Genomic DNA, 22,837 nt, shown 5'->3' with positions numbered 1-22,837 from the left:
CATGATTGCACGCCGGACTCTGCTGGGCATGCTAATGGCGGGGGCAGCCGTGGGGCGGGTCCGGGCATCCGAACTGCCACGGGAACGACTGTCCATGCCGACGAATTCGGCAGGTAGCCCCGGCCTGCTCATTGCGGGAGACCACAGCCCCATGGCTGACCGATGGATCCCTGTCCTACCTGCGGCCCTGGCGCAGGGGTTTGGCCTGCCCGCCCCGCTGCCGGTGCGCAATACCGTGGGGCAGGACGGGGTAACCGGCGCCAACCTGTTCGATTCCCAGTTTGCATCCGATGGCATGATGGCGCTGGCAGCCCCTGGTTCGGCTCTTGTCTCCTCGCTATGCGGTGATCTGCGCATCCATTTTGACTACAGCCGCTGGCTACCCCTGCTTCTGAGTCTGACGGTGCCGGTCGTAATCGGTCGGGCGCAACTGCACCGCAGTCTTGGCAACTTCATGCGCGACCGACCGGTGCGCATTGCGGTATCGACCCTGACCGGCATAGAACTGCCCACCGTACTGGCCATGAGCCTGTTCGGCTTACGTCCCATCCCTGTAACCGGCCTGGCCACACCGCAGGCCGCCGCCGCCGCCCTGCATGACAATCAGGTCGATGCCATACAGATCACCGACCCGATGGGCACGCCAGAGACGATGGCGCACGTCCAGTCCCTGACCCAGGCGGGTTTTGCGCCCCTGTTCACACTGTCCACCCGCGACATACCCTTCAGCATACAGGGACAGGCGGTAATGGGCATGGAAGCGCGCCTGCGTCAGGATGCCCGTTCCGCGCTGGGCAGCCTGCTTTATGCCGCATGGAAACCACTGGCAGGTGCCGCATCTGTTGATCTTGCCCTTGTCCTGCCCATGCTCACCCAGGCCGCAACCCTGGCACGATGGCGCGCGGCCACGAACACGGCGGTGCACGATAGCGCCATACAGGCCATGGACCACGATGCGGGCCGCACATTACTGACAGGCACGGATGCAACCGAGGCACTGCGCCAGATCTCGGGCGATACCTCGACCATCATGGCGCTACGCCGCTGGCTGGCGGGTAAGCTGCCTACATGGCGTCTGAACTAAGCGGCCACTTAACAGACTGAAACATAAAATTTCTTGGAAAAGCTCTTTCCAAAAAGGCAGCACCCAGAAACTTTCGTTTTTTATCAGCAGACTGTTTTCAGACAGTCTCTGAAGTAGTCGATTCAACCCTGGCGCGATAGTCGGCCCGGCCTGCGCAGCAGCACCCGCACTGCGCCCTGATTGGCGGAATGGGGATGCACGACCGCCAGGATCAGCCGCCCCAGATCGCCACGCCCCAGCCAGAACGGCAGTTCACGACGCAGGATACCGCCATTATGGCCGCTACCCAGCCCGGTAATGATCTCGATACACCGCACATTGTCCGCATGCGCCTGGAGTACGAAGGCATGCAGGCGGTGGAACGCCGTCTGGACCACCTGCCCGTGCAGGTCCAGCCTGCGCGCGGGTCGCAGCTTGCCACTGACCAGCCCGCGCCAACTCGTGTCATCCAGCCCCGGCCTGCGCACGCCAATCTCGAACGCCCCGCCCTTCCCCTTCTGCACCGCTACGGCATGGGTGGCAGTTGCGTGCACCGTATGCATTGCCCCTGCTGTTATCCGCGCCATGATATCGGCCCGGCTCATGCCGGGGGCGGGTAAGGGTTCCGGCGGCAGGGTCCGGGCGGTGGAAGGGGCAGGAACGGCGGGCTGGACTGGGCGGGTTGTCCGCAGTGGCGCGATACCCTGGGCGAAGGCTGACCACAGGGCCTGTTCCTCCTCATTCAGTCTGCGCTGCCTCACGGTATGCTTCCCCTTTTCCCGGCACATGCCCTGCTCCGTTTCCCAGCGTGATGGCGTGCGGGCCATAGACTCTCATACCCGCCGTGGCAGGTCCATGTTTTCAGGCATGGACCATAACGCAAAAAACCCTGCCGCCTATGCGACAGGGCCTTGCCTGCGGGCCTGATCAGGCGATCAGGGTGCGGTGTTATGCAGTATCTCGCCCTGATAGCGCCCGGTCAGGGTGTTGAGGAATGCCACGATATCAGCCACGTCCTGATCGGAAATGCTGTGGTCTGGCGTCTGGTAGCGCGCCATTTTGCGCACGGCATCCTCCAGCGTCTTCACGCTACCATCATGGAAATACGGCGCGGTCAGCGCAATGTTGCGCAGGTTGGGCACCTTGAAGCGTTCCATGTCCGCCGCGTTATGCGTAACCGTAAAGCGTCCCTTGTCCGCATCGGTCAGGGCACCGCCGCGGGCGGCGAAGTAATTGGCTTCCAGCCCCATCGGCTCGAAGGCCTGCCCACCCATGGAGACGCCTGTGTGGCAGCCGGAGCAACCAATCTCCTTGAACAGTCTGTAGCCCTGCTTTTCCTGTGTGTTCAGGGCGGCATCGTCACCCTTGAGGTACTGGTCAAAGCGGCTGTCAGGCGTGATCAGGGTCTTTTCATATTCCGCGATCGCCTCGGTAATGGTGGCCTGGTCGATCGTGTCGCTGCCAAAGGCTGCCTGGAAATCCGTGACATAGGACGGATCTTCACGCAGGTGAGCTGCCACATCCGACCAGTCATGCGACCCCATTTCCACCGGATTCATGACCGGGCCTGCCGCCTGATCAGCCAGTGTTGCGGCGCGTCCGTTCCAGAACTGGCTCTTGTTGAATACCGCATCAAACACGGTCGGCACATTGATCGGGCCCTTCTGGCCATAAATGCCTGTTGCCGTGACAAGACCATCCACACCACCGTGCTGCAGGCTGTGGCAGCTTGCGCAGTTGGACTGCCCATCGCCCGAAAGGTGCCGGTCAAAGAACAGGCGCTGACCCAGCGCAACCTTGGCTGCATCGACCGGCACGGATTCGGGTATGGGCTGTACCGGTTCGGCCGCAAAGCGGTCGGCAACGCCCGATGTTGCGTAATGCTGGCGACGCACCTGGGCAATCCACGCCAGCATGCTCCCACGCTGGGCAGCCGACAGGTGGGCGTGCCAGTGCATGAGCAGGTACAGCGTGGGCGGCATACGATTCTGGTTGATCACTTCCTCGATGCGGGCCAGTGGCTCCTCATCGGGCACGCTACCGTTCTGTAACGCGGTAATGACCGGTTCCACACGGAAGTGCTTCAGCCCTTCCGCCCGGTCGCGGTTCATGAGCGTATTAGCCACCGGCAGGCTGAAATAGAAGGGCAGGCTGACATTGGCCGCATGGCAGTAATCGCAGCGCGCCTCCCGCACCACGTTCAGCGCATTGGCGGAGACCGCATCCACCCCAGCCCCCGCGGGGGCTGGCGCCGTGGCATGATCGAAATGCGTGAGATAGGCAACCGTGCCTCCATACGCCACGCCGCCTGCGGCTATTATCCCCAGAACTGCCTTCCTGACCGACATGAAAAATCCCCTCCCCTTGACTGGAAGTGGTTTTGGCCGATTTGGAGATTATTTGTCAAAATAATCGTTTAAATGAAAACGATCAGATATTTCGATCATCTATTCCGGCGCCAGCCTCGACCTGCGCCGCCATGGCCTGCCGGACCCGCTCACGCGCCACATTGACGTATATGGTATCAAGATCGATCCCGATCCCCTGGCCACCTTCACGCACGGCGGCGACCAGCGTGGTGCCGGTGCCCATGAAGGGGTCCAGCACCACGGGGGCCACCTTGCCATGCAGGCGGATGCACATCTGTGGCAGCCGCACGGGAAACGTACCGGGATGGTGGAATTTCTGCGCCCTGCCCTGCACGGTCTCGTAGGGGATGAACCATGTATCCCCCCGGCAGCGGCGGTCCTGACGGTGCCCACGGCGCACGATGTTGGACTTGTCCTTGTAGGGCACGCCAATATCAAGTCGCTGTAGCCCGACATCGCCCTTCAGCGTCAGGTGGAACAGGTGTTCATGGTTGCGATTGAGGTAACGCGAGCTGTTAACCGGTTTGAAATGCCCATGCGTATCCATCCCCACCGAGATCGACTTGACCCATGAGATATGGTTCTGCAGCACGAACAGTTCGCGCAGCCGGACCATAAGTTCAAACGGCAGCCAGGGTTGGGCGGAAGACCCCGCAACATTGAGGAAGAACGACCCGTCGGGCCGCATGACACGACGGACCTCGGCCGCCACCTGCACCATCCAGTCCAGATAGCCCTCTTCCGCCAGCCGGTCGCGGTAGGTGCGGTATTTCAGCCCGATATTGTATGGAGGCGAGGTCACGACCACATCAACACTGCCCGCCTCCATACGGCGCATGGCGCGTACGCAGTCGCCACGGACCAGCAGGTGAGGGCCTTCGGTGTAGCGGACCGTCCGCGGCGGGCGGGGTATCGGTACGGAAGCCTGCGCCGCGCGGGGTCGCCCTGTCATATTATGCCTGTGCCCTTCATTCCGCTGCGGGCGGATCTGATGTGACCTGGGCGGGTTTTTGCTTCGGCCTGTTACGGGGCACCAGTACAACCATCTGCCCGCCTGAATGCAGGTTGCCGGCTGCCTGTGCTGCTTCTGGTCCCCATCCCATGTACAGGTCGGCCCGATCTGGCCCCTTGATGTCGGTACCCAGGTCCTGTGCAAAATCAAGCCGGTCCCATGTTGTGGGGTGACCGTCCACCTGCACCTGCGCATGCACCCAGACCGGGCTGCCCAGCGGAATGTATGCCCGGTCCACCGCAAGCGAGCGCCCCGGCACCAATGGCACGCCCAGCGCGCCGGGGGCCCCGGCCTGCGCATCCCCTCCCTTCAGTTCACGGAAGAAGACGTAATTGGGATTCTGCTCCATCATCTCCCGCGCCCGGTCGGGATTGGCTTCCAGCCAACCCCGAATGGAGGCCATGTTCACATTGTCAGCCGTCAGCAGCCCCTGTGCAACCATGACACGGCCAAGCGGCACATAAGGCTGGCCATTCAGGCCATCGAAACCCACCCGGATAACCTTGTCATCGGGCAGACGCACACGCCCCGACCCCTGGATCTGCAGAAAGAACAGGTCAACCGGGTCGGCCAGCCACAACATCTCAAGCTTCTGGTGTGCAAGTCTGCCCTGGTCGATCTCGGCCCGGGTCCAGTAGGGCACGATCCGCCCGTCCTGCCTGCGGCCTGTCACGATATTGCCCTGCGCGTCACGTTCACGCACCAAGTCGGGCGGTCGGCGGTAGACCGGGGTCTGGTATATGCCGCCACGGCGCAGGGACCCTCTGATCTCGGGTTCGTAATAACCAGTAAAGAGCATGCCCCCCGCACGCGTGCCCGCAGGCAGGGTATAGGGGCGGAACCACTGTTCAAAGAATTCCCGCGCGGCCGCACGATTGCCCATAGGTACGTCACGCGCAGCCTGGCATGCCGCCTGCCAGTCGCCTACCACGCGACCGGGGTGGGATGTGGCCGCCCCCCCCAGGCTGCTATCGGCAGGCAGGCTCGTGATCTTGTGGCAATCCGCCAGGAATACGGACAGGGCCTTCTCCTGTGCGTCATCCTTCCAGCCCGGCAGGGTGTGGAACGGAACATGGCGCACAGCCGGGTGAGGGGAATGTTGCTGGGCTGCCCCGGTATCAGGAAATTCCATATGGCAGCCACACAGGGCAATAACGGCGCACAGGGGCGCAATAGGCTTGAGTACTTTCATGCACGCAGACAGATCATCAATTTATCAGGAAATTATGGCACGATGGCCTATGCGCTGCGGCTGGCGCCCAGACGCCAGACCGTACCGGGCGCATTGACGCCCAGCAGGCGCTCGAAAGTCCACAGATCAGAAAATTCGGTCATCGCATCCACCCCGGACACAGGCTGGCCGCTGCTGTCCACCGTCAGGCTGACCTGATCCGATACGATCCGCACCTCGATGCGGGCCAGGGGGCTGGGGCCGGTCGTCTCGTCCACTTCCGCACCGATCAGGGCGATGTCGGTAATGTCACGGATTTCGCTGCGCAGCACCTCGCCCGCCTGCTGACGGGACTGGATCGCGGCCTGGAACGCCTCGAAGGTGGCGGCGGTCAGTCGCTCACGCAATACGTCCAGATCACCCGCCGCATAGGCCCCCACGATCTGGCGGAAAGCCGTCTCGGTCCCCTTGGCGAATTCCTGTGGCGTGAAGCCGGGCTGCAGTGCCGCGATCCGGGCCAGCACACCGCCCACACGGGTATCGGGGGTAGGAATTTCGTAGGTAATGGTGGGCGGCAGGGGTTCGGCAGGCTTGTCCGCCACAGGCTGGGCCACGACTGGGGGCGCCATGGGCCGCACGACCGGTTCAGCCCCGACCCTGCGGCCAAGGACGCTGCGCAAGCGCAGAACAAGGAATACAGCCACCAGCCCCAGAACAACAAGATCCAGCGGGAAATGACCAGAGATAAAATTCATGCCGCGCGTCCATAACGGCAGGTGGGCGCCCTGCCAGAAATTACCCTAAGCACAACATAAGCAACGGCCCATGACAGCACAATGCACAAGCGCGGTTAAAATTCCGCCACGCGGTATGGCATCGCCCGCGGAGCCATGCTAGGGCCAGATAATACGGTATTCTCTCCTTATTTCACATACCTCCGGGAAATACAGACAAGCATGTCAGACACGACTCAGCCGACCTCCCCCGAAAACGGTCAGAGCGCGCCCCCTCCTCTCCCGCTGGCAATCAACCTGCAATATATCAAGGACCTGTCGTTCGAGGTGCCTGCCGGGGCAGAAATTTTTGCCACCTTGCGCACCAACCCGAACATTTCGGTCAACATTGACGTGCAAGCCAACCGCATCGAGCAGGAACAGCCGGTGTTCGAGGTCATGCTGACCGTGAAGGCTGAAGCCACTGAAGTCCCGCAGGGCGAAGGCAGCCCCGCGGGCCGACCGGTCTTCATTGCCGAACTGTCCTATGCCGCGATCGCAACCCTGACCAACCCGCCCGCCGAGCTGATCGAGCCGATCCTGCTGGTTGAGGTGCCGCGCCTGATCTTCCCCTATGTGCGCAACATCCTGAGCGAAGTCACACGCGATGGCGGCTTCCCGCCCGTGGTGTTGCAGCCGATCGACTTCGTGGCACTGTGGCAGGCCAAGCGCAACTCGTTCGACCAGACGCCAGGCCACGCCTGATCCACCTGGATACAAAGGCCAGACGCAACAGGGCCGGGGGCACATGCTCCCGGCCTTTTTTCATGGCTGGAGCAGGATGTTTCAGTCCATGATGGCAGGCAGGCAGGCCAGCATGGCTTCCTGATCGGCCCGGGCGGCAATATGGATGCGCCGCCAGCACGGCCCCGCACCAAGGGCGTCGGCCACCCCACCGGACATGGCAATGGCCGCCACCTCCGCCAGCAGGGGTACAACCGCAGGCGGCATGGCCGCCATGAAGGCTGACGCCGTGCGGGTGGAATAGAACATGGCCGCCGCCACCCGCCCCGCCAGCAGGGCTGCAAGCGCATCAGATGGCAGGACTGGCGCCGCGCGCACACCATAAACGCACCGCCGCCACACCCGGTAGCCATACCCGCGCAATGCCACCGCCATCTCCTGCCCGTATCCCTGCCCCACCGCCAGCAACAACCGGGCCGGGGGTGGCAGGACCGCCCGCACCAGCGCGGTCAGGTCATCCGCCGTGCCGGATGCGGCAAAGACATTGATAAATCCTGCCGCACGGGCACGCCGTGCGGTAGCAGACCCCACTACATAGCAAGGGACATCATGCAACCGGGACACCTTGAGGCTGGCAATGGCCTGGCCGCTGGTCATCATGATGGCGTCAGGACGAACTGTCCCGATGGAAAGGGCGCGCTGGCTGACATGCAGCATGGGGGCGGCAATGGGTCGCCACCCTGCCCCCGCCACTGCCGCCATGGTGGGGGCCAGGCCGGGCGGGGGGCGGGTCACGATCACCCCGTCACGCATGGGCGCAACGGAGGTGACTATTTTTCTTCAACAAAAATATCGGCCGGGCTGTCGGCACGCAGGCTGCGGCCAAGGTCACGCCCGAGGCGCGCCGCATCCGCAGGTGAACCGCTGATGGAGCGCTTGAGCAGGAACGACCCGTCCTCACGCGCGACAAGGCCAGTCAGGTGCAGTTCCGGCGCGCCACCGGCCACCACCGGGATCAGGCGCGCATAGCCACCAATGGGGGTGCGACACGATCCGTCCAGTTCCGCCAGCAGCGCGCGTTCGGCCGTAGCGACGGCGCGGGCCTCGTAATCCTCGATGGCGGAAAGCAGTTCGCGCAGTTCTACATCGCTCTCACGCACGGTCACGCCCACAATGCCCTGGCCGGCGGCCGGCACCATGATTGTGGGATCAAGGATCACGTCGGCGCGGTCTTCCATGCCCAGACGGCGCAGACCGGCATAGGCCAGCAGCGTCGCATCGCACTGGCGCGCGGCCAGCTTGTCCAGTCGGGTCTGCACATTGCCGCGCAGCAGGCCGAATTTCAGGTCTGGACGCACATGCAGCATCTGCGCCTGGCGGCGAACGGACGCACACCCGACCAGCGCGCCCTGCGGCAGTACCGCGTACGGGTCCATCGGGTCGGGCTCCCCGCAACCGGGGCCAAGAATGAGCACATCGCGCGCATCCTCGCGCTTGAGCGTGCAGGCCAGCACTAGCCCCGGTGGCAGCGTGGTTTCCAGATCCTTCAGGCTGTGCACCGCGAAGTCGATCCGCCCATCGAGCAGCGCTTCATGGATTTCCTTGGCAAACAGACCCTTGCCACCGATTTCCGCCAGCTTGCGGTTGAGCACCTGGTCGCCCGTGGTGCTGATCTGGTGTTCCTGGAACGCCCCCATGTCACGCAGGACGGGGCAGAAACGGGTCAGCACGGTAAGGAATGCCCGTGTCTGTACCAGCGCCAGCGGAGAGGCACGCGTTCCGACCTTAAGCGGCAACTGCCGACGGTGGGGTTCGGGATGTGTGGCTTCCTTTCGCTGGCGGGCAGCAGCCTCGGCCGCGACTTTCTGTAGCGCGGACGACGGAAACGGGGCGGATGGCTTTGCGGACTCCATATCGCGTGTCTATTACCGCACCGCGATAAAGGAAAGATGACATTCGCCACACCCGCATTGTAAATTACGCCATGCCCGATACCGAACCGACAGGCCCCGATCTGCCAACTCCCGTTATGGCCATTGAATCTTCGTGCGATGACACCGCCTGCGCCATCGTGCATGCGGATGGCCAGATCATGGCAGAAACGACATTATCGCAATCCGGCCATGTGCCATTTGGCGGGGTCGTGCCCGAAATCGCGGCCCGCGCCCACCTTGCCGCCCTGCCCGACCTTGTGCGTGACACATTGGACCGGGCGGGCATGCAACCGCGTGACCTCGGCGCCATTGCAGCAAGCTGCGGGCCGGGGCTGATCGGTGGCCTGATCGTAGGCGCCGACATGGGCAAGGGCATGGCCATTGCGCTGAACCGGCCTTTCATTGCCGTCAACCACATCGAAGCCCATGCCCTGAGCCCCCGCCTGCCCGGCGTTGCCAGCAATGGTGCGCCGTTTCCCTACCTGCTGCTGCTGGTCTCGGGCGGGCACTGCCAGTGCATTGCGGTGGAAGGCGTGGGCCATTACCGCAAGCTGGGCGGCACGATTGATGATGCGGCGGGCGAGGCATTCGACAAGGTGGCCAAGATGCTGGGCCTGGGCTGGCCGGGCGGCCCGGCGGTGGAACATCTGGCGCTTGAAGGCAACCCGCATGCCATTGCCCTGCCCCGTCCGCTCATGGGGCGGGCCGGATGCGATTTTTCCTTCTCCGGGCTTAAAACCGCCGTGGCACAGAAACTGCCTGCTGAAGTCCGTACCGCCCTGTCCCACCCGCTTGCCGCCGATATTGCTGCAAGCTTCCAGCAGGCGGTCAGTGACATCGTGATCGACCGCCTTGGCCACGCGCTGGGCATGATGGAACGCCCCACCACGCTGGTGGTGGCGGGCGGTGTGGCCGCCAATGGCATGCTGCGCGCCCGGTTGCAGGAATTCGCACAGACGCATGGCCTGCCCTTTGCCGCTCCGCCGCTACGCCTGTGCACGGATAATGCGGTCATGGTGGCATGGGCCGCGATCGAAACCATGCGCGCGCGCCGTGAAGCGGGCCTGCCCATACCCGATGACATTGCCATGCGTCCCCGCCCGCGCTGGCCACTGGCGGAAATGGCGCACCGCATGACAGCGGACGCTGATATTTCCGCCTGACACCACGTAGCCGGCACAGGGCGCCAAAAGCGACTCTGACCCTTGCACGGCAACCTTGACAGGCGCATTGCGATTAAGGGAACAACGATTGCCAGATATGGCACATGACCGTCAGGGGAACGAACGGATGGCCCATACTGCACGCATTGCCGTAATTGGCGCAGGCGCATGGGGCACCGCACTTGCCCTGCAGGCTGCGCGCGCGGGGGCGGAGGTGAGCCTGTGGGCGCGTGATCCCACCACCATGTCCGCCGGCCGGGTCATGCCGCGCCTGCCGGGCTACGCACTGCCACAAGCCATTACGGTTACCAGCACGCTGCCACACCAGGCCGACCTGATCCTACTAGCCTGCCCCACCCAGCATCTGCGCGAAACCGCACGCACCGTTCCACCCTGTGCGCCCCTGATCGCGTGCTGCAAGGGCATTGAGCAGGCAACCGGCCTCATGCCGCTGCAGGTGCTGGCCGAACTATTCCCCCACAGTGTTCTGGGCGTGCTGTCCGGCCCCAATTTCGCGCATGAAGTCGCTGCTGGCCTGCCCGCCGCCGCCGTCCTGGCCAGCACGGAGCGTACGCAGGCCCGCAGGCTGGCGGACCTGCTGACCACACCCGCCTTCCGCCTTTATGCCAGCGATGACCCGACTGGCGTACAGATCGGGGGGGCTGCCAAGAACGTGGTGGCCATAGCCGCGGGTGCCGCCATGGGCGCCAAGCTGGGGGAGAACGCGCGCGCGGCCCTGATCACCCGCAGCATTGCCGAACTGGGCCGCCTGTCCCATGCCGTGGGTGGCCGGCCGGAAACGCTGTCCGGCCTTGCGGGAATCGGGGATCTGCTGCTGACCTGCACCGGCCTTGCCTCACGCAATTACCGACTGGGGCTGGCCATTGGCAAAGGCAGCCCGGCGCAGGAAGCCGCCAACACGCTGGAAGGTGTGGCCGAAGGCATGGCCACCGCCCCCGCCCTGCACCAACTGGCGCTGCGCCATGGGGTCAACGCGCCGGTCATCGCCACTGTATCGCACCTTCTGGCGGGCACGATCACCATGACCGATGCCAGCAGGCAGTTGCAGGCCCGCCCGGTGGGGCATGAATTTGCCTGATTACACCGTCCTTACATCCCACATCTGCAAACAGGCGGCTTGACCCCCGGCACCGCAGCCTGCAATCCGGTCTTTCCGGCGCGTATACGAGACCGAGCATTCCGATGACCACAATCTATGATTTCATTCTGCCTGCCCTCAATGGTCCCGACATTGACATGTCCAGACTGCGGGGCAAGCCGATCCTTATTGTCAACACAGCCTCCAAATGCGGGTTCACGCCGCAATACGAGGGACTACAGAGCCTGTGGACCACATGGCGCGGCCATGACCTGATGGTCATTGGCGTGCCATCGAATGATTTTGGCGCGCAGGAACCGGGCACAGCCGAGCAGATCGGCACGTTCTGCCAGCGCAATTACAACGTGACCTTCCCGCTGACCGCCAGGAGCCACGTCAAAGGCCCGCAGGCGATCCCGCTGTTCCGCTGGCTGGCGCGGGAAGGCGGGTTCCTGTCACTGCCGCGCTGGAACTTCTACAAATACCTGATCGGGCGCGACGGGCAACTGGCCAACTGGTTTACCTCCATCACCTCGCCCGAATCACGGCGGGTGCGCATGGCGGTCGAACGCGCGGTGATGGACCACTGATGCCAAGCCGCCCCCGCGCGCCATGCTGAAAGGCTTCCTGACCGTAAGCGGCTGGACCATGATCAGCCGCCTGCTGGGTCTGGTACGCGACCAGCTTCTGGCAGCCCTTCTGGGCACGGGTGTGGCGCAGGATGCGTACCAGATCGCCTTCCGCCTGCCCAACATGTTCCGCCGCCTGTTTGGCGAGGGCGCGCTCAATGCCGCCTTCGTGCCGCTGTTTTCCTCCCTGCTGGAACGCGAGGGCCGCGATACCGCCCAGCGCTTCGCCAGTGAGACGATGAGCGTGCTGCTGTCATGGCTGCTGCTGCTGACCGTTCTGGGCGAGATCTTCATGCCCGGCGTGCTGCGCCTGATCGCACCGGGCTTCACCCACGGGGATGTACGCGATTCGCTGGCCATATCGCTCAGCCGCGTCACATTCCCCTACCTGCTCATGATCTGCGGGGCGGCGCTGGTTTCGGGCGTGCTGAACGGGATGCACCATTTTGGCGTGGCGGCGGCGGCTTATGTCAGCTTCAACGTGGTGGGGATCGCGGCCATTCTCTTCCTGCCACCCCTTACCGGCGATGTGGCGCACGCGGCCGCGTGGGGGGTCAGTGCCTCGGGCGTGATCCAGTTCGGCATCCTGCTTTACGCCGCCCGGCGAGCCGGCATGCGCCTGCGGCTGGTCGTACCATGGATCACGCCACAGATCCGCACCCTGCTGGCACGCATGGGCGTGGGACTGGTGGGCAGCGGCATTACCCAGATCAACTTTCTGGTCGATACCATCATCGCCACCCTGTTGCCCGAAGGCAGCGTGTCGCTCATGTATTTTGCCGACCGGGTAAACCAGTTGCCACTGGGCGTACTGGGGGCGGCGGCAGGCACGACGCTGCTGCCCGTACTGACCCGCCACCTGGCGGCAGGCGACACCACCAGTGCCCACACCACGCAGAACAGGGCCATATCCTATGCCCTGATCCTGACACTGCCGGCAGCGGCGGGACTTTTGGTGGTGGCGGCCCCGGTTATGATGGCGCTGTTCGGGCATGGGCAATTCACGGCGCATGACGCCGTTCTGGCGGCCCAGTCGCTACGGGCTTATGCGGTGGGACTGCCCGCTTTCGTGCTGGTCAAGGTGCTCTCGCCCGGCTTCTTCGCACGCGGCGATACCCGCACGCCGGTGCTGGTGGGCATGGGCACGCTCGTGCTCAATTTCGTGCTCAACATCAGCTTTATGCACTGGCTTGCGCATATCGGGCCGCCACTGGCCAGCAGCCTTGCCGCCATGGTCAATGCGGGCGTGCTGGCGTGGCTACTCATACGGCGCGGCGCCTTGTTGCCCGACCCGCGCCTGATCCGCCAGCTTGCGGGCATGGCAGCCTGCGCGGGCCTGATGGCCGCCGGGCTGTGGCTGCTGGGCTATACCGCGCTGGGAGACGCCATGCAGGCCAGTGCGATCATGCGGGTAGTGGATGTGGGCGCGCTTATCACGCTGGGCATCGGGCTTTACCTAGGTGCGCTGCACCTGCTGGGCGTTGCCGATGTGGGGCAGGCCGTGGGTGCGGTCAGGCGGCGGCTGGGCCGGGGCCGCTCCGGCTAGGCCCCGTGCCAAATCCAGACTGGCGAATCCTCCACCCCATCGCTAGACAACGGGGATGACATTCCCATCCCCCGAAGGCGCCACCCCCGCCATGGCGCAGTGGTTTGCGCTCAAAGCCGAACATCCCGATGCCCTGCTGTTCTTCAGGATGGGGGATTTCTACGAGCTCTTCTTCAATGATGCCGAGGCTGCGGCCGCAGCACTCGACATATCGCTGACCGCACGCGGCACCCATGGGGGGGAACCCATTGCCATGTGCGGCGTACCGGTACATGCGGCGCAGGCCTATCTGGCGCGACTGATCCGGCGCGGCTTCCGGGTGGCGGTGGCCGAACAGACCGAGCAGCCGCGCAAGGGACGCCCTGCCTCCAAGGGGCCACTGCGGCGCGCGGTCGTGCGCCTGATCACGCCGGGCACCCTGACCGAGGACGAACTGCTCGAAGCCGGGCGGCAGAACCTGCTGGCCGCCATCATCTACCCGGGCGGACGTGACGGCGGCGCGCCGGGGCTGGCCTGGATCGACATCTCAACCGGACTATTCGAGACCACAACCGTGCCGACAGGCAGCCTGCACGACCAGCTTGGTCGGCTTGACCCGGCGGAAATCCTGTGCGCGGACAATGTTGAACTGGGGGATTTCGCCCCACGCCGCACCCCTGTCGTTCACCCCGCCAGCGCGGATGCGGCACGCGCGCGCATGGCGGAGGCTTTCGGGGTGGCCAGCCTTGATGCCTTTGGCACCTTCAGCGATACGGAGGCGCTGGCCGCGGCAACCGCCATCGACTACATCCGCCGCAGCCAGGCGGGCCAGTTGCCCCGCCTGTCGCACCCCCGCCCCAGCGACAGCCAGGACGTGCTGGGCCTTGACCCCGCAACCCGCGCCAGCCTGGACCTGCTGCGCACGCGTGATGGCACGACGGAACACACCCTGTTCACTGCCGTAAGCCGGACCGTGACCGCAGCAGGCAGCCGCATGCTTGCGGACTGGATTGCTGCGCCGCTGACCGACCCCGCCCGCATCGCGCACCGGCAGGCAGGCTGGACGTGGCTGCTGGACAAACCCGGCATACGCGACGACGTGCGTACGGCACTACGCGCCGCCCCGGACATGGCGCGCGCGCTGGGCCGCCTCTCGCTGGGGCGCGGGCAGCCACGTGATGCCGTGGCCATAAGGCTGGCGCTGGAAGTAGCGCGCGCGATCCGGCGCATACTGGGCGCACAGCCGGAACTGCCCCCCATCATGGCCGGGGTCATGGGCCATCTGGATCGTGCGCATGAACTCGAAGCCCTGCTGGGCCGCGCACTGAGCGAAAACCCGCCTGCCCGCATGGATGATGGCGGCACCATCGCCAGCGGTTTTGACAGCGAACTTGATGCCCAGCGCGAACTGCGCGATGGCAGCCGGCGGGTAATTGCGGGCTTGCAGCAGGAATATGCCGAAAGCCTCGGTATCCCCAACCTCAAGATCCGCCACCATGCCCAGCTTGGCTACGTGATCGAGGTGCCAGCCGTCGCCGCCAGCCGCCTGCGCGGGCGTGATGACCTGATCATGCGCCAGGGCACCGCCAGCGCCAGTCGCTTTTCTACCGAACGGCTGATTGCACTGGACCAGCAGATTGCCCAGGCGGCCGAGAACGCGGCCCTGCGTGAGCGGCACCTGTTCACGCAGGTTGTCTGTCAGATACTGGACGAAACAGCGCTGCCTGAAATCGCCTCGGCACTGGCGTGCATCGACATCTTGCAGTCCTGCGCGCTGCTGGCGGGGGGCGGCACATGGTGCTGCCCCACCGTAGTGGATGACACGTCCTTCACCATCCGTGCGGGCCGCCACCCGGTGGTCGAGGCGGCCCTGCCGCGCAACGCCCGCTTTACCCCCAATGACTGCGACCTTGAGCCCGACCACCGCATCATGCTGCTGACGGGGCCGAACATGGCGGGCAAGTCCACCTTCCTGCGTCAGACGGCGCTGGCCGTCATTCTGGCGCAGGCCGGGCTGCCGGTGGCGGCTGCATCCATGCGTATCGGGGTGGTGGACCGGCTTTTCTCACGCGTCGGGGCGGCGGATGACCTGGCGCGCGGGCGCTCAACCTTCATGGTGGAAATGACCGAGACGGCAGCCATCCTTAACCAGGCCGGGCCACGTTCGCTGGTGGTGGTGGACGAGATCGGGCGCGGCACCTCCACGCTCGACGGACTGGCCATTGCCTGGGCGGTGCTGGAGACGCTGCATTCCACCCTGCGCTGCCGAGCCATCTTTGCCACACATTTCCACGAACTGGCCGAACTGTCGGACAGCATGCCCCGCCTGACCCCCCACACCATGAGCGTGCGGGAATGGAAGGGACAGGTCATTTTCCAGCACGAGGTCGTACCCGGCTCTGCCCGACGCAGTTGGGGCGTGCATGTTGCCCGCCTGGCGGGCGTGCCCGAACCGGTGGTACGGCGCGCGGGCCGGCTTTTGTCCATGCTGGAAAAGGAACGTGGCCGGCAGGCGCCTCCCCTGCCGCTGTTCGAACAGCACGCGCCCGCACCGGAAGCGGAACCGCCCGCCCCTGCCGTGCCCCCCGCGGCGCAGGCCCTGCTGGAAGAACTGGACCCTGATGCACTCAGTCCACGCACGGCACTGGAAATGCTCTATAAACTCAAAAAACTGCTGAAACCCTGATACGGCTCTGGACCTGAACCCACCAAGGGCTGCACAGTGTTTTTTTCGTCGCCACCTATCAGGACGCCATCTGGCCACAATGCCCAACGCAGCCCCCCCTTCCGCCTCCCCAGTCGATGTGATGACAGACGCCCTGCATGCGGCCCTGTTCCCTCCCGGCAGCAGTGGAGACGAACCCGCCCTGCCGCGTGAGGAAGCCATCGGCCTGGTCCGCCGCCACCTGTCGCGCTACCAGGCCCATGTGCGTGAGGAATTCGAGCATCACAGGCTGGGTGGGGCTGAAGCGGGCAAGCTGCTGGCAGCCTATACGGACGGAATGATCCGCGTGCTCGCCGCCTTCGCCATGCGGCAGACAGGAATCGACTCGCATCCCGAAGCCCCCTTCACCATCGCCGCTACCGGCGGGTACGGGCGCGGGTTGCTGGCCCCTTTCAGTGACATCGACCTTTTGTTCCTCACCCCCGAGACGAAGGTGGAAAACATACGCACCTGCGTGGAATACATCCTGTATTTCCTATGGGATCTGGGGCTGAAGGTCGGGCACGCGACCCGCACTATCAATGAATGCATTGCCGAGGCCGAGGCCGACACCACGGTGCGCACCACGCTGCTCGATGCCCGCATCCTGACGGGCAGCGAGTCGCTTTTCGAGATGTTCCAGGCCCGCTACATCGTGGCCTGCGTGCGCGCGGGCGCGGACCGCTTCATCAGCGATAAACGCAAGGAACGCGCGGCGCGGCACCAGCGCTTTGGTGACAGCCCGTACCTGGTCGAACCAAACGTGAAGGAAGGTCGCGGTGGCCTGCGTGACCTGCAGACGCTGTACTGGATGTGCCGCTACACCTTCGGCACCCGCCATGTGTCCGACCTGCTGGCCCCCGGCTTTAGCGAACTCGGCCTGCTGACCGAACCCGAAGCCAAGCGCGCGCGCCGGGCATGGGACTTCCTGTGGCGGGTGCGTTTCCACCTGCATTACGTGTCAGGTCGGGCGGAAGAACGCCTGACATTCGACGTGCAGCCCGTAGTGGGTGGCCGCATGGGCTATACGCGCCATGGGCGCCAGGTAGGCGTGGAGCGCTTCATGCGCCACTACTTCCTGACCGTGCGCGAGGTCATGCGCCTCACACTGGTGCTGGAACCCGCCGTGCTGCGCCAGGCGCTTGGCCCCGTGGCCAATGCGCCCGAAGCCGACAGCCAGATGCGTGACGCGGGCTTTACCGTGCTCGATGGCCGCATCCTGCCCCAGCGCGGCACGTCGTTCGCGGATGAACCGATCCAGATGATGCGCCTGCTGGACTGGGCCAAGAAGCGCAAGCTACCCATCCACCCCATGGCCATGCACCAGTTGATCCGCTGGGAGCGCAAGGCCGCCAGCCTGCGCGGTGACCCGGAAACCGCACGCATCTTCCTGGACCTCATGTGCGGTGATCCGCCAGAACGCACGACCCGTGCTTCCCGCACGGGGGAAGCTGCGGATGCACCGGATGCCTCACCCAGCTTCCACCTGATGGATGAGGGGCGGCGCAAGGGCAATGCCTACTGGCTGCATATCCTTAACGAGACCGGACTGATGGGCCGCCTGCTGCCCGACTGGTCGCGCGTTGTGGGGCAGATGCAGTTCGACACCTACCATGTGTTCACGGTTGACGAGCACATCATCGACGCGCTGCGCATACTGGGCCGGGTGGAACATGGCCAGATGGCCGATGAGATCCCCGTCGCCTACGACCTTGCGCGCAACCTGCATTCGCGCCGGGCGCTGTATGTGGCGGTCATGCTGCATGACATTGCCAAGGGGCGTGGTGGCGACCATTCGGAAATCGGCTCGCAGATCGCACTCTATGTCTGCCCCGAACTGGGTATGGACAGCGAGGAGACGGAAACGGTTTCGTGGCTGGTGCTGCATCACCTGCTACTCAGCCACACCGCGTTCCAGCGCGATATTGACGACCCCAAGACCATCCTTGACCTGGCCGACATCATCCAGTCGCCCGAACGCCTGCGCCTGCTGCTTTTGCTGACCATCGTGGACATGCGGGCGGTGGGACCACGCGTGTGGAATGCATGGAAGGCGACGCTGCTGAACGAACTTTACATGCGCGTGGCCGAAGTGCTGGAAGGCAGCCTTGCCACCACTGAACGCGACGTGCGCGTGGAGCGCGCTAAGACCGCCACCGCACAGTGGCTGGTGGAAGACGGGATGAACGAGGCCGATGTCCGGCACTTCATGGGATTGGGCTATGGCAGTTACTGGCTGTCGTTCGATCACGACACCCATGCCCGTCATGCCCTGCTGATTGGCGAATCCGAACGCCAGCATTCCCCCCTTACGGTCGAGACCCAGCCCCTGCCCGCGCGCGGAGTGACGGAAGTCACGATCTATGCCGCCGACCATCCGGGGCTGTTTTCCAAGATTGCTGGCGCTGTGGCCATTGCCGGGGCCTCGATCGTGGATGCGCGCATCCATACCATGACCAACGGCATGGCGCTTGATACGCTGTGGATCCAGGATGCGGGCGGCGCTGCCTTTGAGGAACCGCAGCAGCTTGGCCGCCTGTCACTACTGATCGAGCAGGCGCTGACCGGCCACCTCAACATCAACCGCGAGATTGCCCAGTGCGGCCGCAGGCTGAGTGGGCGGCGCATGCGCGCGATCCATGTGCCACCGCGCGTGGTGATCGACAACCGCGCGTCCAACACCTGCACGGTGGTGGAGATCAACGGCCGCGACCGCCCCGGCCTGCTGCATGATGTCACGGCAGCGCTGAGCGAGCAGAAACTGCAGATTGCCTCCGCCCACATCACCACCTATGGCGTGCGCGCGGTCGATGTTTTTTATGTAAAGGACCTGTTCGGACTGAAAATCACGGACAAGGAACGTCTTGACCGCGTGCGCACCACCCTGCTTGCCGGACTGCAGGAAGCGGAAGCGGCAGCCCAGCGCCGCTCGTCCGAACTGGAATCAATCACGATCTGACCGCAAAGGTCACCCGCACCATATCCTGCAGGGCGGCGCACAACTGCGCCACGACCTGATCCCATGCCTGCGCAGGCGGCAGCAGTTCCTGCTGCCGGAACTGCCGCAGCGTGGGGTACCACTGGCTGGCAGGCGCACCTTCGGGCAGCACACCTGTCCCGGCACGCTCCGGCGGCGCGTCAAACGCCGCCGCCCAGCGCCAATCCCCCCCAAAACGGCTGAGCAGCCACACCGGGCACCCCATGGCACCCGCCAGATGCGCCACAAGCGTATCCACGCTAATCACCAGATCCAGCGTAGCCATAAGCCGTGCCGTATCCAGCATATCCGCACCAGCCGGCAGTTCATGCCTGATGAAGGGTAATCCTCCCGCATCCGCATCACCCGGCCGCAGGGATATAAATTCTACCCCACCAATACAGGCAAGCGGCGCCAGATCGGCCACCGCAACCGAGCGCCGCGCATCAAAGCGATAGGCCGCATTCCCCGCATGGCACAGGCCAACACGCAAGGGCGTCGTGCGCCCTGCGTGCGGTCGCCACGGCATTTCACCCAAATAAGGGGTAAAGGCGGGTACATCATGTGCACCCAGCAGGTACGGCAGACTGAACAGGTCGCACTGGGCTGCGACGTGCATTTTATCATATATATCATGTGTGATAATTTCTATGGCATGCCCACGCGCATCATCCAGCGTGGCCGCCAGTCGGGCCATCGCGGCAGGCACGCGCAGCACAACCGGTACCCTGCACGCGGCAAGCTGCACATAGCGCAGGAAATGCACCCCATCACCCAGCCCTTGCGCCATATGCACCAGCAACCTGCGCCCCGTAGGCAGCCCCTGCCCGTTCCATTGGGGCAACCGGTGTGTAGCTGGGTGAGGCGGCGTGAAGGCCAGGCGGGATTCCCACAACGCCCAGCCTTGCGCCAGATCACCCTGCGCCAGCAGGCCGACGCCCATGTTGAAGCGGGTCCGGGCACGGGTTGCCTCATCCAGCGCGGGGTTACGGGCCAGTAAGGCCACGTAACAAGCGCAGGCCGCACGGACCGCCCCGCCTTCAAACAGGCCGGTTGCGTGGTTTAGGGCGATGCGCGCATCATCGGGTGCAAGATCCATGGCCTGATGCAAGGCAGTATCGGCACCGGCCATATCTCCCAGCGCCATTAGGGCAAGACCGAGGTTATTGCAGCTTTCCGCCTCCGGCCTTTGCGCCACGGCACGGCGCAGCAGGCGGGCAGCCTCGTCCATCTGCCCGCGCGCAAGGACAAGTGCGCCCAGCCCCGACAGGGCACGAACATCGGATGGATCAGTGACAAGGCAGGCCCGCAGCACACCCTCCGCCCCATCCCGGTCGTGATGGGCCAGAAGCATGTCGGCCAGTTCATGCGCGCAACCCGATGCCAATGTTGCGTGTCGCACGATATGGCGCATTTGGGTTATGGCCGCCGCCCGCTGTCCACGCCGCCACAAAAAACGGGCATAAAGCCTGCGGGCGTGTCCGTTCTCCCTGCCCGGCAGGCGGGCCGCATGGCCAAATGCCCGCGCGGCATCTCGCACGGCTCCCGTAGCTTCCATTATCTCGGCACGGACCAGCCATGTGGGCGCATGACCGGGCCGACGCAGACAGGCAAGGCGAATGGCGGCACACGCAGCCTGTCCATGCCCCTGCGCCAGCAGGGCACGGGCCAGTACTTCATGAAACGCACCTTCCGGCGCAACCTGCAACGCGCGACCGGCAAGAGCTATGGCGATATCCGCCCGGCCGGCCGCCAGCGCCACGCAGGCCAGGCCGTGCAGGGCATCGGGGTCATCAGGACATATGGTACGCAGGGCGGCAAAATGGGTACGTGCCCCGGCCACATCGCCTGCGTGCAGTGCCGCCTGGCCGCATGCCAGCAGGTGCGACCTGTCCTGTCGGGCCTTCATCATCGCGTGGACTCCCTTGCATGGCGTGGCGTGCTCCCGCACACTCGCCGTGTCATTCATACGCGACGAAATATTAAGATTTTCAGTCAGGAGCCCGCATGAACATCCAGTCCGGCACCACCAGCCAGCAGGCTTATGAAACGCTGCGGCAGCGCTTTGCCCGCATGGGCCAGATCCGCAACGCGCTGGGCATCCTGGGCTGGGACAAGGACACCATGATGCCCGTCGGGGCTGCCGACAGCCGCGCCGAAAGCATTGCGGCCCTTGCCGTGCTCTCGCACGAACTTATGACCGCACCCGACATGCCCGCCCTGCTGGAGCGCGCGCAGGCCCCCGATGATGCCATGGCGCGCGCCAACCTGCACGAAATGCGCCGCAAGCACGCCCACGCCGCGGCTATCCCCTCCGATCTGGTGGAAGCGTCATCGCGCGCCGCCTCGCGCTGCGAGATGGCATGGCGCACCGCGCGCCAGAACAACGACTTTGCCTCCCTGCTGCCAGAATTGCAGAGCGTGCTTTCCTACACGCGCGAAATTGCCGCAGCCAAGGCCGAGGCTCTTGGCCTTTCTCCTTATGACGCGCTGCTGGACCAATATGATCCGGGCACAAGACAGGCCGATATCGACCCTGTCTTTGCCGAACTGTCCAGCGAACTGCCTGACCTGATTGCCACCGCGCTGGCGCACCAGAAAGACCAGGCCACCCCCCTGCCCCTGCCCGGCCCGTTTGAAGTGCCCGCGCAGGAAAGGCTGGGGCGTGACACCATGCGCGCCCTTGGATTCGACATGCAGCGCGGGCGGCTTGATGTCAGCCTGCACCCCTTCTGTGGCGGGGCGGAGGATGATGTGCGCATCACCACCCGTTATGAACGTGATGATTGCCTTAACGCCCTGATGGGCGTGGTGCATGAAACCGGGCATGCGCTGTACGAACAGGGATTGCCCAGGGCATGGCGCGCCCAGCCGGCAGGCGAGGCACGCGGCATGAGCCTGCATGAAAGCCAGTCCCTGCTGATGGAAATGCAGGTGTGCCGCTCGCGCCCCTTCATGAACTGGATGGCACCGCGCCTGCGCGCAACCTTTGGCGGCAGTGCAACCGACAGCGCATGGACGCCTGATAACCTGCACAGACTTGTAACCCGCGTGCGCCCTGGCTTCATCCGGGTGGATGCGGATGAAGTCACCTATCCTGCCCATATCCTGGTGCGTTACGAGATGGAGACCGCGCTGATTGCGGGAAAGATGAAGCTGGCTGACCTGCCCGAAGCCTTCAACACCCGCATCCATGACCTGCTGGGCCTGAAAGTGCCCGAGGACCGGTTGGGCTGCCTGCAGGACATTCACTGGCCATCGGGATCATGGGGGTATTTCCCCACCTATACGCTGGGCGCGATCATCGCCGCCCAGTTGCGCGCAGCAGCCGAGCGGGACAACCCGGCCATCATGCCCGCCATTGGCAATGGCGATTTCACACCACTGCTGGACTGGCTGCGCCCGCGCATCCATGCGCGCGGCAGCGGGGCCACAACGGTAGAAATCGTACGCGACGCCACGGGGGCGGTGCCCAATACGGGACCATACCTGCGCCATCTGCGCCAGCGTTACTGTGCGCAGGTGTAGAATAAATCCCTGATAAAAAATCATGGAAGTTTCTGGGTGCCACCATTTTTAAAAAATTCTGTTTTCTTCTGAGTTTTTTAAAATATTCACCAAAAACTTCCTTATGATTGCCGGATATTCCCTGCACATGCCGCCACATCGCAACCGTGAGTCATGGCGTAACCAGACAATCACGCTCCCCCTTCATGATCGGGGGCGAACTGGCA

General features: G+C 64.4%; 17 protein-coding genes. 9 read left to right on the top strand and 8 right to left on the bottom strand.

All coding sequences use genetic code 11. The features are described from left to right. Position 1 precedes the first annotated feature (1 nt). Entirely contained in the window at positions 2–1,084 is a 1,083-nt protein-coding gene (locus tag GLX_RS13655) for a hypothetical protein (RefSeq protein WP_014106550.1), read from the top strand. A gap of 122 nt (positions 1,085–1,206) precedes the next feature. Here GLX_RS13655 and GLX_RS13650 read toward each other — a convergent pair whose 3' ends face one another. The 5 genes from GLX_RS13650 to GLX_RS13630 all read right to left on the bottom strand — a co-directional run bounded on the left by GLX_RS13650 (position 1,207) and on the right by GLX_RS13630 (position 6,370). Beyond that, a complete protein-coding gene (locus tag GLX_RS13650; protein ID WP_041247896.1) occupies positions 1,207–1,824 on the bottom strand; it encodes a Smr/MutS family protein in 618 nt (205 codons plus the stop codon). 174 nt (positions 1,825–1,998) lie between these two features. Beyond that, a complete protein-coding gene (locus GLX_RS13645) occupies positions 1,999–3,411 on the bottom strand; it encodes a cytochrome-c peroxidase (protein ID WP_014106548.1) in 1,413 nt (470 codons plus the stop codon). A gap of 82 nt (positions 3,412–3,493) precedes the next feature. Further along, positions 3,494–4,384: a DNA-methyltransferase gene (locus GLX_RS13640; protein WP_014106547.1), complete on the bottom strand. Its 891-nt coding sequence runs from the start codon at positions 4,382–4,384 to the stop codon at positions 3,494–3,496. Between the two features lie 16 nt (positions 4,385–4,400). Further along, positions 4,401–5,636 (bottom strand): murein transglycosylase A, encoded by a 1,236-nt coding sequence (gene mltA / locus GLX_RS13635; protein WP_014106546.1) that lies wholly within the window; start codon positions 5,634–5,636, stop codon positions 4,401–4,403. A 47-nt stretch (positions 5,637–5,683) separates the two neighbouring features. Beyond that, positions 5,684–6,370: a Tim44/TimA family putative adaptor protein gene (locus tag GLX_RS13630; RefSeq protein ID WP_014106545.1), complete on the bottom strand. Its 687-nt coding sequence runs from the start codon at positions 6,368–6,370 to the stop codon at positions 5,684–5,686. A 201-nt stretch (positions 6,371–6,571) separates the two neighbouring features. On the opposite strand from GLX_RS13630, the gene secB reads away from it, so the two are divergent. Next, positions 6,572–7,093 (top strand): protein-export chaperone SecB, encoded by a 522-nt coding sequence (secB, locus tag GLX_RS13625; protein ID WP_041247446.1) that lies wholly within the window; start codon positions 6,572–6,574, stop codon positions 7,091–7,093. A gap of 81 nt (positions 7,094–7,174) precedes the next feature. On the opposite strand, the gene GLX_RS13620 is transcribed toward secB, so the two are convergent. Further along, positions 7,175–7,867, bottom strand: coding sequence for a uroporphyrinogen-III synthase (locus GLX_RS13620; protein ID WP_231850346.1), 693 nt, complete (start codon positions 7,865–7,867; stop codon positions 7,175–7,177). 35 nt (positions 7,868–7,902) lie between these two features. Then, positions 7,903–8,985: a hydroxymethylbilane synthase gene (gene hemC / locus GLX_RS13615; protein ID WP_014106542.1), complete on the bottom strand. Its 1,083-nt coding sequence runs from the start codon at positions 8,983–8,985 to the stop codon at positions 7,903–7,905. 71 nt (positions 8,986–9,056) lie between these two features. On the opposite strand from hemC, the gene tsaD reads away from it, so the two are divergent. From tsaD to GLX_RS13585, 6 genes are all read left to right on the top strand, one after another. Beyond that, positions 9,057–10,169, top strand: a complete 1,113-nt coding sequence (tsaD, locus tag GLX_RS13610; protein ID WP_014106541.1) for a tRNA (adenosine(37)-N6)-threonylcarbamoyltransferase complex transferase subunit TsaD — start codon at positions 9,057–9,059, stop codon at positions 10,167–10,169. 127 nt (positions 10,170–10,296) lie between these two features. Then, entirely contained in the window at positions 10,297–11,268 is a 972-nt protein-coding gene (locus GLX_RS13605) for an NAD(P)H-dependent glycerol-3-phosphate dehydrogenase (protein ID WP_041247893.1), read from the top strand. A 104-nt stretch (positions 11,269–11,372) separates the two neighbouring features. Further along, on the top strand, positions 11,373–11,858 hold the full coding sequence (locus GLX_RS13600; protein ID WP_014106539.1) for a glutathione peroxidase: 486 nt from the start codon (positions 11,373–11,375) through the stop codon (positions 11,856–11,858). Positions 11,859–11,880: 22 nt separating this feature from the next. After that, positions 11,881–13,443, top strand: a complete 1,563-nt coding sequence (murJ, locus tag GLX_RS13595; protein WP_014106538.1) for a murein biosynthesis integral membrane protein MurJ — start codon at positions 11,881–11,883, stop codon at positions 13,441–13,443. A gap of 55 nt (positions 13,444–13,498) precedes the next feature. Next, positions 13,499–16,108 (top strand): DNA mismatch repair protein MutS, encoded by a 2,610-nt coding sequence (gene mutS, locus GLX_RS13590; RefSeq protein ID WP_014106537.1) that lies wholly within the window; start codon positions 13,499–13,501, stop codon positions 16,106–16,108. Positions 16,109–16,187: 79 nt separating this feature from the next. Continuing rightward, positions 16,188–19,085 (top strand): [protein-PII] uridylyltransferase, encoded by a 2,898-nt coding sequence (locus GLX_RS13585; protein ID WP_014106536.1) that lies wholly within the window; start codon positions 16,188–16,190, stop codon positions 19,083–19,085. On the opposite strand, the gene GLX_RS13580 is transcribed toward GLX_RS13585, so the two are convergent. Then, a complete protein-coding gene (locus GLX_RS13580; RefSeq protein ID WP_050856135.1) occupies positions 19,075–21,015 on the bottom strand; it encodes a tetratricopeptide repeat protein in 1,941 nt (646 codons plus the stop codon). The genes GLX_RS13585 and GLX_RS13580 overlap by 11 nt on opposite strands. 95 nt (positions 21,016–21,110) lie before the next feature. Between GLX_RS13580 and GLX_RS13575 the strand changes: the two genes are divergently transcribed. Continuing rightward, positions 21,111–22,631 carry a carboxypeptidase M32 gene (locus tag GLX_RS13575; protein ID WP_014106534.1) on the top strand — a complete coding sequence of 507 codons (1,521 nt, stop codon included), beginning with the start codon at positions 21,111–21,113 and terminating at the stop codon, positions 22,629–22,631. Positions 22,632–22,837 lie beyond the last annotated feature (206 nt).

This window comes from Komagataeibacter medellinensis NBRC 3288 (genome assembly GCF_000182745.2).
GTDB classification, from domain to species: domain Bacteria; phylum Pseudomonadota; class Alphaproteobacteria; order Acetobacterales; family Acetobacteraceae; genus Komagataeibacter; species Komagataeibacter medellinensis.
Note: the sequence above shows the minus strand (reverse complement) of the source record. Positions and strands in the feature narration are given on the sequence as shown.

What these genes read in the sequence shown, in the direction of transcription:
- hemC (WP_014106542.1), bottom strand. Translation starts at nt 8,985, where the DNA reads ATGGAGTCCGCAAAGCCATCCGCCCCGTTTCCGTCGTCCGCGCTACAG.
- murJ (WP_014106538.1), top strand. Translation starts at nt 11,881, where the DNA reads ATGCTGAAAGGCTTCCTGACCGTAAGCGGCTGGACCATGATCAGCCGC.
- mltA (WP_014106546.1), bottom strand. Translation starts at nt 5,636, where the DNA reads ATGAAAGTACTCAAGCCTATTGCGCCCCTGTGCGCCGTTATTGCCCTG.
- GLX_RS13655 (WP_014106550.1), top strand. Translation starts at nt 2, where the DNA reads ATGATTGCACGCCGGACTCTGCTGGGCATGCTAATGGCGGGGGCAGCC.
- GLX_RS13575 (WP_014106534.1), top strand. Translation starts at nt 21,111, where the DNA reads ATGAACATCCAGTCCGGCACCACCAGCCAGCAGGCTTATGAAACGCTG.
- tsaD (WP_014106541.1), top strand. Translation starts at nt 9,057, where the DNA reads ATGCCCGATACCGAACCGACAGGCCCCGATCTGCCAACTCCCGTTATG.
- GLX_RS13640 (WP_014106547.1), bottom strand. Translation starts at nt 4,384, where the DNA reads ATGACAGGGCGACCCCGCGCGGCGCAGGCTTCCGTACCGATACCCCGC.
- GLX_RS13645 (WP_014106548.1), bottom strand. Translation starts at nt 3,411, where the DNA reads ATGTCGGTCAGGAAGGCAGTTCTGGGGATAATAGCCGCAGGCGGCGTG.
- GLX_RS13605 (WP_041247893.1), top strand. Translation starts at nt 10,297, where the DNA reads ATGGCCCATACTGCACGCATTGCCGTAATTGGCGCAGGCGCATGGGGC.
- GLX_RS13600 (WP_014106539.1), top strand. Translation starts at nt 11,373, where the DNA reads ATGACCACAATCTATGATTTCATTCTGCCTGCCCTCAATGGTCCCGAC.
- GLX_RS13630 (WP_014106545.1), bottom strand. Translation starts at nt 6,370, where the DNA reads ATGAATTTTATCTCTGGTCATTTCCCGCTGGATCTTGTTGTTCTGGGG.
- secB (WP_041247446.1), top strand. Translation starts at nt 6,572, where the DNA reads ATGTCAGACACGACTCAGCCGACCTCCCCCGAAAACGGTCAGAGCGCG.
- GLX_RS13580 (WP_050856135.1), bottom strand. Translation starts at nt 21,015, where the DNA reads ATGATGAAGGCCCGACAGGACAGGTCGCACCTGCTGGCATGCGGCCAG.
- mutS (WP_014106537.1), top strand. Translation starts at nt 13,499, where the DNA reads ATGACATTCCCATCCCCCGAAGGCGCCACCCCCGCCATGGCGCAGTGG.
- GLX_RS13585 (WP_014106536.1), top strand. Translation starts at nt 16,188, where the DNA reads ATGCCCAACGCAGCCCCCCCTTCCGCCTCCCCAGTCGATGTGATGACA.